The 14,190-nt window shown below is 45.0% G+C and carries 20 protein-coding genes; all 20 read right to left on the reverse strand.

Going from position 1 to position 14,190, the window contains the following annotated elements; translation table 11 throughout:
• Nucleotides 1-33: 33 nt before the first annotated feature.
• Nucleotides 34-402 carry a 50S ribosomal protein L14 gene (rplN, locus tag AC1TPC_RS23355; protein ID WP_053373907.1) on the reverse strand — a complete coding sequence of 123 codons (369 nt, stop codon included), beginning with the start codon at nucleotides 400-402 and terminating at the stop codon, nucleotides 34-36.
• 47 nt (nucleotides 403-449) lie between these two features.
• Nucleotides 450-713 (reverse strand): 30S ribosomal protein S17, encoded by a 264-nt coding sequence (gene rpsQ / locus AC1TPC_RS23360; RefSeq protein WP_053373906.1) that lies wholly within the window; start codon nucleotides 711-713, stop codon nucleotides 450-452.
• Between the two features lie 50 nt (nucleotides 714-763).
• Nucleotides 764-964 carry a 50S ribosomal protein L29 gene (gene rpmC / locus AC1TPC_RS23365; RefSeq protein WP_053373905.1) on the reverse strand — a complete coding sequence of 67 codons (201 nt, stop codon included), beginning with the start codon at nucleotides 962-964 and terminating at the stop codon, nucleotides 764-766.
• A complete protein-coding gene (gene rplP, locus AC1TPC_RS23370; RefSeq protein WP_028609647.1) occupies nucleotides 954-1,388 on the reverse strand; it encodes a 50S ribosomal protein L16 in 435 nt (144 codons plus the stop codon). Before rplP ends, rpmC begins: the two co-directional genes overlap by 11 nt.
• Before the next feature lie 2 nt (nucleotides 1,389-1,390).
• Complete coding sequence (gene rpsC, locus AC1TPC_RS23375) at nucleotides 1,391-2,053, reverse strand: 30S ribosomal protein S3 (protein ID WP_053373904.1); 663 nt, start codon at nucleotides 2,051-2,053, stop codon at nucleotides 1,391-1,393.
• A gap of 13 nt (nucleotides 2,054-2,066) precedes the next feature.
• Nucleotides 2,067-2,402 carry a 50S ribosomal protein L22 gene (rplV, locus tag AC1TPC_RS23380; RefSeq protein WP_028609649.1) on the reverse strand — a complete coding sequence of 112 codons (336 nt, stop codon included), beginning with the start codon at nucleotides 2,400-2,402 and terminating at the stop codon, nucleotides 2,067-2,069.
• A 42-nt stretch (nucleotides 2,403-2,444) separates the two neighbouring features.
• Nucleotides 2,445-2,726, reverse strand: coding sequence for a 30S ribosomal protein S19 (gene rpsS, locus AC1TPC_RS23385; RefSeq protein ID WP_053373902.1), 282 nt, complete (start codon nucleotides 2,724-2,726; stop codon nucleotides 2,445-2,447).
• 67 nt (nucleotides 2,727-2,793) lie between these two features.
• Nucleotides 2,794-3,624: a 50S ribosomal protein L2 gene (gene rplB, locus AC1TPC_RS23390; protein WP_053373901.1), complete on the reverse strand. Its 831-nt coding sequence runs from the start codon at nucleotides 3,622-3,624 to the stop codon at nucleotides 2,794-2,796.
• 17 nt (nucleotides 3,625-3,641) lie between these two features.
• Nucleotides 3,642-3,935, reverse strand: a complete 294-nt coding sequence (gene rplW / locus AC1TPC_RS23395) for a 50S ribosomal protein L23 (protein WP_482069179.1) — start codon at nucleotides 3,933-3,935, stop codon at nucleotides 3,642-3,644.
• On the reverse strand, nucleotides 3,935-4,558 hold the full coding sequence (gene rplD / locus AC1TPC_RS23400; protein WP_169090730.1) for a 50S ribosomal protein L4: 624 nt from the start codon (nucleotides 4,556-4,558) through the stop codon (nucleotides 3,935-3,937). Before rplD ends, rplW begins: the two co-directional genes overlap by 1 nt.
• 28 nt (nucleotides 4,559-4,586) lie before the next feature.
• Nucleotides 4,587-5,210, reverse strand: a complete 624-nt coding sequence (rplC, locus tag AC1TPC_RS23405) for a 50S ribosomal protein L3 (protein ID WP_053373898.1) — start codon at nucleotides 5,208-5,210, stop codon at nucleotides 4,587-4,589.
• Nucleotides 5,211-5,251: 41 nt separating this feature from the next.
• Entirely contained in the window at nucleotides 5,252-5,560 is a 309-nt protein-coding gene (rpsJ, locus tag AC1TPC_RS23410) for a 30S ribosomal protein S10 (protein ID WP_036652923.1), read from the reverse strand.
• A 566-nt stretch (nucleotides 5,561-6,126) separates the two neighbouring features.
• Nucleotides 6,127-6,921, reverse strand: a complete 795-nt coding sequence (locus AC1TPC_RS23415) for an ABC transporter ATP-binding protein (protein WP_482069180.1) — start codon at nucleotides 6,919-6,921, stop codon at nucleotides 6,127-6,129.
• Nucleotides 6,921-7,856 carry an ABC transporter permease gene (locus tag AC1TPC_RS23420; RefSeq protein WP_482069207.1) on the reverse strand — a complete coding sequence of 312 codons (936 nt, stop codon included), beginning with the start codon at nucleotides 7,854-7,856 and terminating at the stop codon, nucleotides 6,921-6,923. The genes AC1TPC_RS23415 and AC1TPC_RS23420 overlap by 1 nt, the downstream gene beginning before the upstream one ends.
• Nucleotides 7,857-7,931: 75 nt before the next feature.
• The gene (locus tag AC1TPC_RS23425; RefSeq protein WP_482069181.1) at nucleotides 7,932-8,990 is read right to left on the reverse strand and encodes an ABC transporter substrate-binding protein; all 1,059 of its coding nucleotides are present in this window, start codon (nucleotides 8,988-8,990) and stop codon (nucleotides 7,932-7,934) included.
• Between the two features lie 314 nt (nucleotides 8,991-9,304).
• Nucleotides 9,305-10,495: an elongation factor Tu gene (gene tuf / locus AC1TPC_RS23430; protein ID WP_482069182.1), complete on the reverse strand. Its 1,191-nt coding sequence runs from the start codon at nucleotides 10,493-10,495 to the stop codon at nucleotides 9,305-9,307.
• A 114-nt stretch (nucleotides 10,496-10,609) separates the two neighbouring features.
• Nucleotides 10,610-12,685 (reverse strand): elongation factor G, encoded by a 2,076-nt coding sequence (gene fusA, locus AC1TPC_RS23435; protein ID WP_482069183.1) that lies wholly within the window; start codon nucleotides 12,683-12,685, stop codon nucleotides 10,610-10,612.
• A gap of 29 nt (nucleotides 12,686-12,714) precedes the next feature.
• Nucleotides 12,715-13,185, reverse strand: coding sequence for a 30S ribosomal protein S7 (gene rpsG / locus AC1TPC_RS23440; protein ID WP_053373893.1), 471 nt, complete (start codon nucleotides 13,183-13,185; stop codon nucleotides 12,715-12,717).
• Between the two features lie 66 nt (nucleotides 13,186-13,251).
• Nucleotides 13,252-13,674 (reverse strand): 30S ribosomal protein S12, encoded by a 423-nt coding sequence (rpsL, locus tag AC1TPC_RS23445; RefSeq protein ID WP_053373892.1) that lies wholly within the window; start codon nucleotides 13,672-13,674, stop codon nucleotides 13,252-13,254.
• 255 nt (nucleotides 13,675-13,929) lie between these two features.
• Nucleotides 13,930-14,160: a ribosomal L7Ae/L30e/S12e/Gadd45 family protein gene (locus AC1TPC_RS23450; protein WP_482069184.1), complete on the reverse strand. Its 231-nt coding sequence runs from the start codon at nucleotides 14,158-14,160 to the stop codon at nucleotides 13,930-13,932.
• Nucleotides 14,161-14,190: the final 30 nt, after the last annotated feature.

Consider the following 14,190-nt stretch of genomic DNA (forward strand, 5'->3'; position numbering starts at 1 on the left):
TGCACGCTTGTGCTTTCAAGCTTATATAGGTTCTTAGATTACTTCTGGTGCTAGCGATACGATTTTCATGAAATCTTTATCGCGAAGTTCACGGGCAACAGGTCCAAAGATACGAGTACCGCGTGGGCTTTTATCTTCTTTTACAATTACAGCTGCATTCTCATCAAATGCGATGTACGAACCGTCTTTACGACGAACCGAACGCTTTGTACGAACGATAACCGCTTTTACAACGTCACCCTTTTTGACAACGCCGCCTGGTGTTGCTTGTTTCACTGAGCAAACGATCAAATCGCCGATGTGACCAACGCGACGTCCCGTTCCACCAAGTACACGGATACACATCAATTCTTTTGCGCCGGAGTTGTCAGCAACCGCTAAGCGCGAAAATGGTTGAATCATTTCAACGTCCTCCTTTCGGAAAAATGCTCAGATACTGCATACGCTCATTAAATAATAACAGCTACTTCCACAACTTCTACGAGTCTGAAGCGCTTGTCTTTCGAAAGCGGACGAGTCTCCATGATTTTCACGATATCACCAATTTTAGCTTGGTTGTTCTCATCGTGCGCTTTAAATTTTTTCGTAACTTTAATGCGTTTATGGTACAAATCGTGTTTTTTATATGTTTCAATAGCAACTACGATTGTTTTATCCATTTTGTCGCTTACCACTTTGCCGATTAGTACTTTACGGGCATTGCGTTCACTCATGTTCTTCCTCCTTCCTTCAGCCGTGTTTATGCATTCATGTAAGGGATAGACTAGCTGCTAATTCCGAGTTCTCTTTCACGCAAAATCGTTTTAGCACGAGCAATTCCTTTACGCACATCACGGATCCGAGTCGGGTTATCCAGTTGGCCAGTAGCCAGTTGGAAACGAAGATTGAAAAGCTCTTCTTTAAAACCAGCGACCTGTTGTTCAAGCTCAGCAGAGGTTAGGTTTCTAAATTCACTAGCTTTCATTTGCTTCACCACCCACTTCTTCACGTTTCACGAATTTTGTCTTGATTGGCAATTTATGAGCCGCAAGACGCATCGCTTCACGAGCGGTTTCTTCGGATACACCAGCAAGTTCAAACAGGATTTTACCTGGTTTAACTACGGCTACCCATTTCTCAACGTTACCTTTACCACTACCCATACGCACTTCAAGAGGCTTTTGAGTAATAGGTTTGGCAGGGAAAATCTTGATCCATACTTTACCACCACGTTTGATGTAGCGAGTCATTGCAATACGAGCCGCTTCGATCTGACGGTTAGTGATCCATGATGGTTCTAGAGCTTGAAGACCAAATTCGCCGAATGCTACTGTAGTGCCGCCTTTAGCGCGACCCTTCATATGACCGCGTTGTTGTTTGCGGTGTTTGACACGTTTAGGTACCAACATGATTAGTTGCCTCCTTCCTGGGGAGCTTTCTTCTTAGTCGGAAGGACTTCGCCGCGATAGATCCATACTTTAACGCCGATTAGGCCGTATGTTGTAGCCGCTTCAGCCGTGCCGTAATCAATATCAGCGCGTAGTGTATGAAGTGGTACTGTTCCTTCGCTGTAGCCTTCCGAACGTGCGATTTCCGCGCCACCGAGACGACCGCTAACTGCAGTTTTAATCCCTTTAGCACCTGAACGCATGGAGCGTTGAATTGCTTGCTTCAATGCGCGACGGAAAGATACACGACGCTCAAGTTGTTGTGCGATGCTTTCAGCTACAAGAATAGCGTCAAGATCTGCATGTTTGATTTCAGAGATGTTGATGTGTACTTTTTTGCCTTTAGTGATTTTACCAAGCTCAGTACGTAGGTTTTCTACTTCGGAACCGCCTTTACCAATTACCATACCTGGTTTTGCGGTTTGAATCGTTACGTTCACGCGGTTAGCTGCACGTTCGATCTCGATGTGAGAAACTGCTGCGTCTTTCAGCTTGTTTTTCAAATATTCACGGATTCTAACGTCTTCCATAAGAAGATCGCCGAAATCTTTGCCCGCGAACCATTTGGACTCCCAATCACGGATAACTCCGACCCGGAAGCCTACTGGATTTACCTTTTGACCCACACGTAATCCCTCCTTATTTTTCAGATACCACCAAGGTAATGTGGCTGGTTCTTTTATTGATCCGGCTTGCGCGACCCATCGCACGAGGACGGAAACGTTTCATCGTTGGCCCTTGGTTAACGAAGGCTTGCGATATAAACAATTTGTTTACGTCTAGCTGATAGTTGTGCTCAGCGTTAGCAATGGCAGAGTTCAGCAGCTTCTCCAAAATTGGGGATGCAGACTTAGGCGTATGACGCAAAATCGCGATTGCTTCGCCAACTTGTTTACCGCGAATCAAATCCGCAACAAGCTGTGCTTTACGGGGAGCAATACGAATAAATTTAGCGTGCGCTTTAGCTTCTGGCATGTAGGAACCTCCTCTCGTTCAGTGAAAGATGATAAGGGCAAATTAACGTCTGCCCGTTTTTTTGTCTTCGCCAGCATGGCCTTTGTACGTACGAGTTGGTGCAAATTCACCAAGCTTGTGTCCAACCATATCTTCCGTTACATATACCGGTACGTGCTTGCGTCCGTCATATACTGCAAACGTGTGACCAATGAATTGCGGGAAAATGGTCGAGCGGCGGGACCAGGTTTTGATAACGACTTTTTTCTCAGCTTCGTTCAATACCTCGACTTTTTTAAGCAGGTAACCGTCAATAAACGGACCTTTCTTTAAACTGCGACCCATTTGTGTTCCTCCCTTCATATAAGCGGTAGCGATGCTTGAGCATCACGCGGTTTTTATCAAGCTGCTATTATTTCGTGCGACGACGAATAATGTATTGGCTCGATGCTTTTTTCTTTTTGCGCGTTTTGTAACCAAGAGTTGGTTTACCCCAAGGCGACATTGGCGATTTGCGTCCAATTGGAGCACGGCCTTCACCACCACCGTGTGGGTGATCGTTAGGGTTCATGACAACACCACGTACTTGTGGACGATTTCCGAGCCAACGGTTACGGCCGGCTTTACCGATTTTCACGAGTTCGTGATCTTCGTTACCAACAGAACCGATTGTTGCACGGCAAGTGTTCAAGATACGACGAACTTCACCGGATGACAAACGAACGGATACGTAGTTATCTTCTTTACCAAGAAGTTGAGCACTAGTACCAGCTGCACGAACGAGTTGTCCGCCTTTGCCTGGTTTCAATTCGATGTTGTGGATAACTGTACCAACTGGGATGTTCACAAGCGGCAACGCGTTGCCTGGCTTGATATCAGAACCTACGCCAGAAGTTACTTGATCTCCAACTTTCAAACCTTTAGGAGCGATGATGTATGCTTTCTCACCATCTACGTAATGGATCAAAGCGATGTTGGATGAACGGTTCGGATCGTATTCGATCGTCGCTACGTTACCAACAATACCGTCTTTCGTACGTTTGAAGTCGATGATACGGTATTTACGTTTGTGTCCGCCGCCATGGTGACGAACCGTAATTTTACCTTGGTTGTTGCGTCCAGCTTTTTTGAAAAGAGGAGCAAGCAACGATTTCTCCGGTGTGCTTGTCGTGATCTCTTCGAAAGTCGAGACGGACATGTTACGACGAGCTGGAGATGTCGGTTTGTACTTTTTAATTGGCACTTCGATTTCCTCCTTTTCTAAACAGACGTTTCAAAGAATTCAAGTTCTTTGCTGTCAGCGCTCAGTTGAACGATCGCTTTTTTCCAATCCGGTCTGTATCCGCTATGTTTACCATAACGTTTTGGTTTACCCGCAACACGCATTGTGTTAACGCCGGTTACTTTTACTTTAAAGATTTGCTCAATTGCTTGTTTGATTTCAGTTTTGTTTGAACGTAGATCTACTTCAAACACATACTTCTTGTCAACCATGTAATCGCTCGTACGTTCCGTGATAACCGGGCGCTTGATAATATCGCGTGGATTTTTCATTACGCAAGCACCTCCTGTACTTTCTCTACTGCTTCTTTAGTGATGATAAGATTATCATGCACGAGTACATCCAGAACATTGATGCCGTCAGCTGCAACGAACTTCACACCTGGGATGTTACGAGCAGACAATGCTACATTGTCTTCATAATTAGCCGTTACAACTAGTGCTTTGCGGCCAACTTTAAGATTGTTCAAAATTGCTGCGAATTCTTTCGTCTTAGGAGCTGCAAATGTCAGTTGATCCAAAACGATAATCTCGTTTGCGATCACTTTCGATGACAATGCCGATTTAATCGCTAGACGACGAACTTTCTTAGGAAGCTTGAATCCGTATGAGCGTGGAGTCGGTCCGAATACTACACCGCCGCCAACCCATTGCGGGGAGCGAATGCTACCTTGACGAGCACGGCCAGTACCTTTTTGTTTCCAAGGTTTACGACCGCCGCCGCGTACTTCGGAGCGTCCTTTAGTTTTGTGATTGCCGAAGCGCTCAGATGCTTGTTGATTAACAACAGCACTGTGCAAAACATGAACGTTTGGTTGAATTCCGAAAACCGTTTCAGCCAGTTCTAGTTCGCCCACTTGCGCGCCGCTCACGTTATATACTGTTACTTTTGGCATTTCCTGTTCCTCCTTTCTTTAAGAGCAATTAGTTCTTAACAGTTTGTTTTACTTTTACAAATCCGTTTTTAGGGCCCGGAATGGATCCTTTTACAAGAAGAACGTTGCGTTCTGCATCTACACGGATAACTTCAAGCTTTTGAATCGTAATGGTTTCGTGACCCATATGTCCTGGAAGGCGTTTGCCTTTCGGTACACGGTTCGCTTGGATAGAACCCATCGAACCTGGTCCACGGTGGTAACGGGAACCGTGAGACATAGGACCCGTGCTTTGTCCCCAACGTTTGATAACGCCGGCAAAGCCTTTACCTTTAGAAATACCTGTTACGTCAACGAATTCGCCCTCTGTGAATAGGTCAGCTTTCACTTCTTGGCCAACTTCATAATCACCCAGGTTAATTCCGCGAATTTCACGAACGTAGCGCTTAGGCGTTGTGTTAGCTTTTTTAGCATGACCAGCTTCTGGCTTGTTCGATCTGCTTTCTTTCTTATCAGAGAAGCCGAACTGAACAGCTTCGTAGCCATCGTTCTCTTGGTCTTTCTTCTGAAGTACTACGCAAGGTCCAGCTTCGATAACCGTTACAGGAACGACGTTACCTTCAGCGGTAAACACTTGAGTCATACCAAGTTTTTTTCCTAAGATACCTTTCATGTTGACACCTCATTTCCTTTCTATGATCGCATATGCTTTTATTACAGTTTGATTTCGATATCTACACCGGATGGTAAATCCAAGCGCATCAACGCATCAACCGTTTGCGGCGTTGGGTTTACAATGTCGATCAAACGCTTATGAGTGCGTTGTTCGAATTGCTCCCTGGAATCCTTGTACTTGTGTACCGCACGTAGAATGGTGATGATTTGCTTTTCCGTTGGCAACGGAATCGGCCCGGATACGCTTGCACCGGAACGTTTTGCAGTTTCAACGATTTTCTCTGCGGATTGATCAAGAATTCTGTGATCGTATGCTTTCAAGCGGATACGAATCTTTTGCTTTGCCATATAAGTCCCTCCTTCTTTCGCCCAATTTATTATCGGACATACTCCGTGAGAAAACCCTGCACATGCCCCATGGCAAAGGGGCCGGGTGTGTCGGCAACCTCTCACATCATCGCAACGTCAGACCAACAGACACTATTATACCGAATCCAATAGGCAATTGCAACATAAAGTTTAATCATTCTCTAATCACAATCATTTATGAAAAATATCGCGATTTGATCAAGTATCTATCTTCTAATAAGCAACAAAACCAGCTCTCTTCCAGTATCAATTATAATAGAAGAAACGGTTCTGTTTATGGGAATTGCCTTTGCCTTCTTCTACTGCCTGTATGGCACAAACGCTATATTCGTCCATATAGCGCCCATTATGTCCCTTATTACAAGCCATTCGAACATATCCATTATAATAACGGAATTAATGGGCGCTATATGATTATAAACACTTCTTGGGCGAAAAGACACCGCCAAATAACGCCAGCGTGTAAGTTATAGCAGCATATGGGAAACCAATAAAAAAAAACACGCACCGACCAGTGGTCGCTGCGAGTTCTATTCTCCAATACATTAACCAAGCACAATTCTGTCATCAGCCAGCTTCTTGCCGCTAATAAGTTCGAACTCGCCAAGCAACTGCTCGACTGTAAGATCTTTTTTACGTTCTTCAGGCACATCGAGAATGATTCGACCCTTGTCCATCATAATGAGACGATTGCCTAGGCGAATGGCCTGCTCCATATTGTGAGTAACCATAAGGGTAGTTAATTTCATTTCACGGACAAGCGTTTCTGTCAGCGTAGTAATGAGTTCCGCACGAGACGGATCAAGCGCGGCGGTATGCTCATCGAGCAGCAAAATCTGCGGCCTTGTAAAGGTTGCCATTAGCAAGCTTAGCGCTTGTCTCTCCCCGCCTGACAATAAGCCTACCTTTGCGCCAAGACGGTTCTCAAGGCCAATGCCAAGACGCTGAAGCTCTTGCTTGAAAATAGTACGCTTCGCACGCGTTACGCCAAATGAGAAGCCGCGCGACTTGCCGCGAGCATACGCGATCGCCAAATTCTCTTCAATGGACATGCGAGGAGCCGTACCTGCCATCGGATCTTGGAACACTCGACCTATCCAGCGGCTCCGCTGATATTCAGCGAGTTGACTAATATTGTTCCCATCAATCCGAACTTCTCCGGCATCCGGCTTCATAACGCCAGAAATAATATTCATTAAAGTTGACTTGCCAGCGCCATTACTACCGATTACCGTAATAAAATCGCCTGGCTTCATCGTAAGGTTAGCGCCAACAAGCGCCGTCTTCTCATCAACCGTACCCGGATTAAACAGCTTGGACACATTAGCTATCTCCAACATTAGCGTCCACCTCCAGGCTGCGTCTTATCCAAAGCTGCTAGCATTTCTGCCGTTCGTTTCAGCGCTACGTTTTTTTGTTTAATCACTCTGCGCGTAGATGGTACAACGAGTGCAAAAATAATGATAACGGCAGTAATCAGCTTCATATCCGAGGCTTCTAGCCACTCCACGCGAAGTGCGAGCGCATAAATAATGCGATATATTAATGAACCCAGCACAACAGCTAAAGTAGCTCTAAAAATGGTGCGTGAACCAAAAATGGCTTCTCCAATAATGACCGAAGCAAGGCCAATAACGATCATCCCTATTCCCATGCTGTTATCGGCAAATTTCTGATCATGTGCAACTAACGCTCCTGACGTTGCAACAAGCGCATTAGACAAAGCAATTCCGAAAATAGTCGTAATATCGGTATTAGCGCCAAAGCTGCGAATCATCCGAGAGTTGTCACCCGTAGCGCGAAGACTTAAACCAATATCAGTCCTGAAAAATATATCTAAGATCAGCTTAATCACAACAACAAAAATAATCATAATGACGAGTGTTGAGACATGATCAAAAAAATTGTCCTGCCCTCTCAAGGACACATTCGGCTTGTCTAAAATTCTTAAATTAATTGAATAAAGAGCAATCATCATAATAATACCTGACAGAAGACCGTTGATTTTACCTTTCGTATGAAGCAGTCCCGTACATATGCCAGCGAGTGCTCCACCAATAAATGCGCATAAAACAGCAAGCCATGGTGGTGTCCCATTAACCGTCATGACCGTGCCGATAGCGGCTCCAGTTGTAAAGCTGCCATCCACCGTTAAATCCGGAAAATCAAGTATCCGAAATGTAATATAAACTCCTAATGCCATAAGCGCATACAGTAATCCGCTTTCTATAGCTCCTTGCATCGATCCGAGCAAATGACAAACCTCCTTTGCCATAACAAGAGGGTGAACGAGTAGCCCGATCACCCCATTTATACTTGTACGTATTATTTTAAATGAAACAAGCAGAACTTACTCAATGATATTGTTTTCTTGATCCTTAACAAATGCTTTCATTTCATCAGTTACTGTAATCCCTTGCTCTTCCGCTGCTTTCATATTGAAAATGAAATCAAGCTTTTGCGGAACCGTTACATCCATTTCAGCTGGGTTTTTCCCGTTTTTCAAAATCTCAACAGCCATTTGTCCAACTTCATAGCCATGGTCAAAATATTTAAAGCCTACAGCCGCAAATGCTCCTTTTTCAACGGTATCGCGATCAGCTGAGAAAAATGGAATGTCGTTTTCGTTTGCGACTTCAATAATCGCGTCTGCGCCTGTAACAACCATATTGTCTAAAGTAATATAAATGGCATCAACACGTCCAACCAAGGAATCAGCTGCTTGTTGAATGTCGGAAGAATTGGCAATAGCTGCTTTGATCAACTGGATATTATGCTTAGCAAGTGCTTCCTCAGCAATATTAGCCATAACAACCGCATTTTGTTCGCCTTCGTTAATAATGAGTCCAACATTTTTCACATCTGCAATTTGGGAAGCGATAAAATCCATCGTTTGAGTAATAGCTGCCGAATTCGTATCCGACGCACCGGTAATGTTGCCGCCTGGCGCTTGCAGCTGCGTGACAATTCCTGCTTCAACAGGATCTGTTACTGCAGCGAACAATACGGGAATATCCTTAACATCATCAGCAAGAGCCTGTGCAGTCGGTGTAGCGATACCTAGCGCTAGATCGCTTTTGCTATTTGCAATTTTTTCGGTGATTGTTTTAATATTCGATTGATCGTTTTGCGCATTATTGAAATCGAGCTCCAGGTTTTTGCCTTCTTCAATGCCAGCATCTTTAAGAGCAGCAACAAAGCCGTCATATGCTGCATCTAATGATGGATGTTCAACGATCTGAGAAACGGCAATTTTGTACGTTTTCTCGGATGTGTTACCCGCGCTTGCACCCGTGTTTGCTGTATTACCTTCATTCTCTGAGCCTGTTTTACCTGTGTTGGCACCACATGCTGCCGTTACAACCATAATCGAAGCCAGTGCAATACTTAGCCAAAACTTTCTGTTCATCCTTTAAACCCCTCTCATCGTATAAGTCGTCTTGTAAAGAAGCTGTTATGGAATGGACTAATCAAGTACAGCAAAGCATCATCGCTTTCTCTCATTAAAGTCTATGTCTGTACGTAATTGGCTGTATCTTAACGAGCAAGGACGACATTTTATTGCCATTCCCTAATATTAAATGGGCTTGAGGTGTACAGTCAATCATTAGTTGAATTTAAAAATAAGTTAAGCAGACTATTGCTCGACAATGTCTGGACAAATCAAAAGCCCCCACCAAAGTGAGGGCTTTTGTTATTCATAGCGGCTAAAGCCGCCATCAATTATTTTTGGATAGAAGCTACAGCGCCAGCGCCTACTGTACGGCCGCCTTCACGAATAGAGAAACGAGTTCCCTCTTCAACAGCGATTGGAGCGATAAGCTCAACTGTAACAGTGATGTTGTCGCCAGGCATAACCATCTCAGTGCCTTCTGGCAGGTTGATGATACCCGTTACGTCAGTTGTACGGAAGTAGAACTGTGGACGGTAACCTGTGAAGAAAGGCTTGTGACGGCCACCCTCTTCTTTAGTAAGAACGTAGATTTGTGCAGTGAAGTTAGTGTGTGGTTTAACCGAACCCGGTTTAGCCAAAACTTGTCCACGCTCAATGTTGCTACGGTCTACACCGCGAAGCAATGCGCCTACGTTGTCCCCAGCTTGAGCGGAGTCAAGCAATTTACGGAACATTTCAACGCCTGTTACTACGGATTTACGGGATTCTTCAGCAAGACCGATAATTTCTACCTCGTCGCCGACTTTGATAATGCCACGCTCTACGCGACCTGTAGCAACTGTACCACGGCCAGTGATTGTGAATACGTCCTCGACAGGCATAAGGAAAGGCTTAGCTGTGTCGCGCTCAGGAGTTGGGATGTAAGTATCAACTTGATCGAAGAGCTCGATGATTTTTTCAGCCCAAGGGCCTTCTGGGTTAGCAAGAGCTTCACGAGCAGCACCACGAATGATCGGAGTGTCATCGCCTGGGAACTCATACTCAGAAAGAAGGTCACGAACTTCCATTTCTACCAATTCAAGAAGCTCTTCGTCTTCAACCATGTCGCATTTGTTCAAGAATACAACGATGTATGGTACGCCTACTTGTTTCGAAAGCAAGATGTGCTCACGAGTTTGTGGCATAGGGCCGTCAGTAGCGGAAACTACAAGAATAGCTCCGTCCATTTGTGCAGCACCAGTGATCATGTTTTTTACATAGTCGGCGTGACCTGGGCAGTCAACGTGTGCGTAGTGACGAGCAGGCGTCTCATACTCAACGTGAGCTGTCGAGATTGTGATACCACGCTCGCGCTCTTCTGGAGCTTTATCGATTTGGTCAAATGCGATTGCTGCACCGCCATATTTTTTGGAAAGTACTGTTGTGATAGCTGCTGTCAAAGTCGTTTTACCGTGATCGACGTGACCGATTGTACCGATATTAACGTGCGGTTTGTTACGTTCAAATTTAGCCTTAGCCATTGAACTTGAGCCTCCTCAATATATCATGAATTTTTTTATGTGTGGGCCGACATCATGTTTGCAAGCAAACGTAGCTGGCGGCCAAAAGCAAATGGTTTAGAAGGACAAATGCGATTACTCGCCTTTGTTCTTAGCAATGATCTCTTCAGAGATCGATCTTGGAACTTCTTCATAGTGAGAAAGTTCCATGGAGAATACGCCGCGTCCTTGTGTACCGGAACGTAGTGTTGTGGAATAACCAAACATCTCGGAGAGAGGTACCTTGGAACGGATAATTTGTGCACCTGCACGAGTATCCATACCTTCGATACGACCACGACGGGAGTTAAGCATACCCATAACATCGCCCATGTACTCTTCAGGAACAGTAACTTCTACCTTCATGATTGGCTCAAGAAGAACTGGCTTACATTTTTCTTTGGCAGCTTTAAGCGCCATCGAACCTGCAATTTTAAACGCCATCTCCGAGGAGTCAACATCATGGTATGATCCGTCAACAACAACAGCTTTGACATCTACGAGCGGGAAGCCAGCGATAACGCCGTTCTTCATTGACTCTTCGATACCAGCTTGGATAGGAGCGATAAACTCACGAGGAATCGATCCACCGACTGTTTTGTTTTCGAAAATAAAGCCTGAACCTGGCTCAAGTGGTGAGAACTCAACCCAACAATGACCGAATTGACCTTTACCACCGGACTGACGAACGAACTTACCTTCAACCTTCGCAGCTTCACGGAACGTTTCACGGTAAGCAACTTGTGGTTTACCAACGTTTGTTTCAACTTTGAATTCACGGAACATACGGTCAACGAGGATCTCAAGGTGAAGCTCACCCATACCAGAAATGATTGTCTGGTTTGTTTCTTCGTCTGTATGTGCGCGGAAAGTAGGATCTTCCTCTGCCAGTTTGGAAATTGCGATACCTAGTTTATCTTGGTCAGCTTTCGTTTTTGGCTCGATAGCAACCGAGATAACAGGCTCTGGGAAGTTCATTGATTCAAGAATGATAATGTTCTTCTCATCGCAAAGAGTGTCTCCTGTTGTTGTGTCTTTAAGACCAACAGCTGCAGCAATATCACCTGCATACACTTCAGAGATCTCTTGACGAGCGTTCGCATGCATTTGCAAAATACGTCCAATCCGTTCGCGTTTGCCCTTAGTTGAGTTAAGAACATAAGAACCGGATTTCAGAATTCCTGAATACACACGGAAGAACGTCAATCTACCCACATAAGGATCCGTCATGATTTTGAATGCCAGTGCCGCGAACGGTTCTGTATCGGATGATGGACGTTCACCTTCTTCTCCGTCTTCAAGTGTACCTTTAATGGAAGGTACATCAAGCGGAGATGGAAGATAGTCAACAACCGCATCCAACATCAATTGAACGCCTTTATTGCGGTAAGATGAACCAACGATTACCGGGAAGATTTTAACTTCGCAAACACCTTTACGGAGTGCTGCTTTAATTTCTGGAATAGTGATTTCTTCACCTTCCAAATATTTCATCGTTAATTCTTCATCCAGCTCAGCGACCTTCTCAATCAATTCCGTACGAAGCTCTTCCACTTGGTCAGCATACTCCGAAGGAATCTCAACTTGAATAGGATCTTTGCCTGTATCGTCTTTGTACTTATAAGCTACACGTTCAACGATATCGATAACGCCGACAAAATCAGACTCAGCGCCAATCGGAATTTGAATGGCAACAGCATTAGCTTGCAGACGCTCACGCATATCTTTGATAACGTTAAGGAAGTCTGCACCAATGATGTCCATTTTGTTTACGTAAGCGATACGCGGAACGTTGTAACGGTCAGCTTGACGCCATACAGTCTCGGACTGTGGCTCAACGCCTTCTTTAGCACTGAAAACTCCAACGGCCCCGTCCAATACGCGCAGGGAGCGCTCAACTTCTACTGTGAAGTCAACGTGTCCCGGGGTGTCGATAATATTAATACGGTGTCCATTCCATTGAGCAGTTGTCGCGGCAGACGTAATCGTGATACCGCGCTCTTGTTCTTGTTCCATCCAGTCCATCGTAGCAGCACCTTCGTGCACTTCTCCGATTTTGTGGGTACGGCCCGTGAAGAACAAGATCCGCTCAGTTGTAGTGGTTTTACCAGCATCAATATGCGCCATAATCCCGATGTTGCGCGTATTGTTCAAGGAGAACTCTCTTGACATAAAATGGTCTCCTCTCGAATGTTAGAATCCTACCAACGGTAGTGAGCAAATGCTCTGTTGGCATCAGCCATTTTGTGAGTATCTTCGCGCTTCTTAACAGCTGCGCCAGTGTTATTGGAAGCATCTGTGATTTCAGCAGCTAAACGCTCTACCATCGTTTTCTCACCGCGGTTGCGTGAGTAGTTCACGAGCCAACGGAGAGCAAGCGCAGTACGGCGCTCTGGTTTAACTTCGATCGGCACTTGATAGTTAGCACCACCAACACGGCGAGCTTTAACCTCAAGTACTGGCATAATATTTTTCATTGCAGCATCGAACACTTCCATTGGATCTTTACTCGTGCGTTCTTGAATCAGTTTGAAAGCATCATACAACAATGTTTGTGCAACGCCTCTTTTACCGTCAAGCATAATGCGGTTGATTAGACGGGTTACCAGTTTGCTGTTATACAGCGGATCTGGAAGCACATCACGTTTCGTTACAGGACCTTTGCGTGGCATGAGAAAGTCCCCCTTTCTTCTAATAGTCGCTATTTCTAGCATTTCAATGACCCGTTAGGGTTATACTTATGATTTTTTAACTTTCGGACGTTTCGTACCATATTTCGAACGAGATTGGTTCCGATTGTTAACGCCTGCAGTATCAAGTGCGCCGCGAACGATATGATAACGTACCCCTGGAAGATCTTTTACCCGTCCACCACGAATCAATACCACGCTGTGCTCTTGCAGGTTGTGTCCGATACCCGGAATGTACGCTGTAACCTCTACACGGTTAGTAAGACGTACACGCGCATATTTACGAAGCGCGGAGTTCGGTTTCTTAGGAGTCATTGTACCTACACGAGTGCACACACCGCGTTTTTGAGGAGCGCTGATGTTTGTAGCTTCACGTTTCAATGCATTGAAACCTTTTTGCAATGCCGGCGATTTCGATTTAACGACTTTCGCTTGGCGTCCTTTACGGACTAGCTGGTTAATAGTTGGCATGTTGCCACCCCCTTCCTAAATTCATGTCTTTTCGAAAATATAAGCATTTATAACCTCTTGTTTATAAATCCACTTATATTTCTTCGCGTAGGCGAGCTCATTCCACCAAAGGACGGCTATAGCCGTATACGCTTGTATGGTAGACATTTTACCTAAAATTAAGCCCACAGATCCAGGCGGTTCATTAAAGAACAAACAAAAGTTCTCGTCAGTCAATCATCGCTAAATAATCAACTAACAAAAACGGTTATTGCGTTATTCTTCTTCGGTTACGAGCGCTGCCATTGCGGCCCCGATATCGATGCCGCAGGTTTCCCCGAGGTCTTCCATCGTATCGATCCATTTAACTGGAACTCCCGCCCGCTCACATAGATGAACAATCTTCTCTTTCATCTTCGGATCTGCATCTCGTGCAACATAGACTTCAATAGCTCTTTGCTGCTCGAGCATCTTGGTCGTCTGCTTTGCGCCGACTTTGAATTGCATGAAAATCACCTTCAATTCTTCCAGTCAGCG

The sequence above is a fragment of the Paenibacillus sp. Y280 genome, from assembly GCF_056786335.1.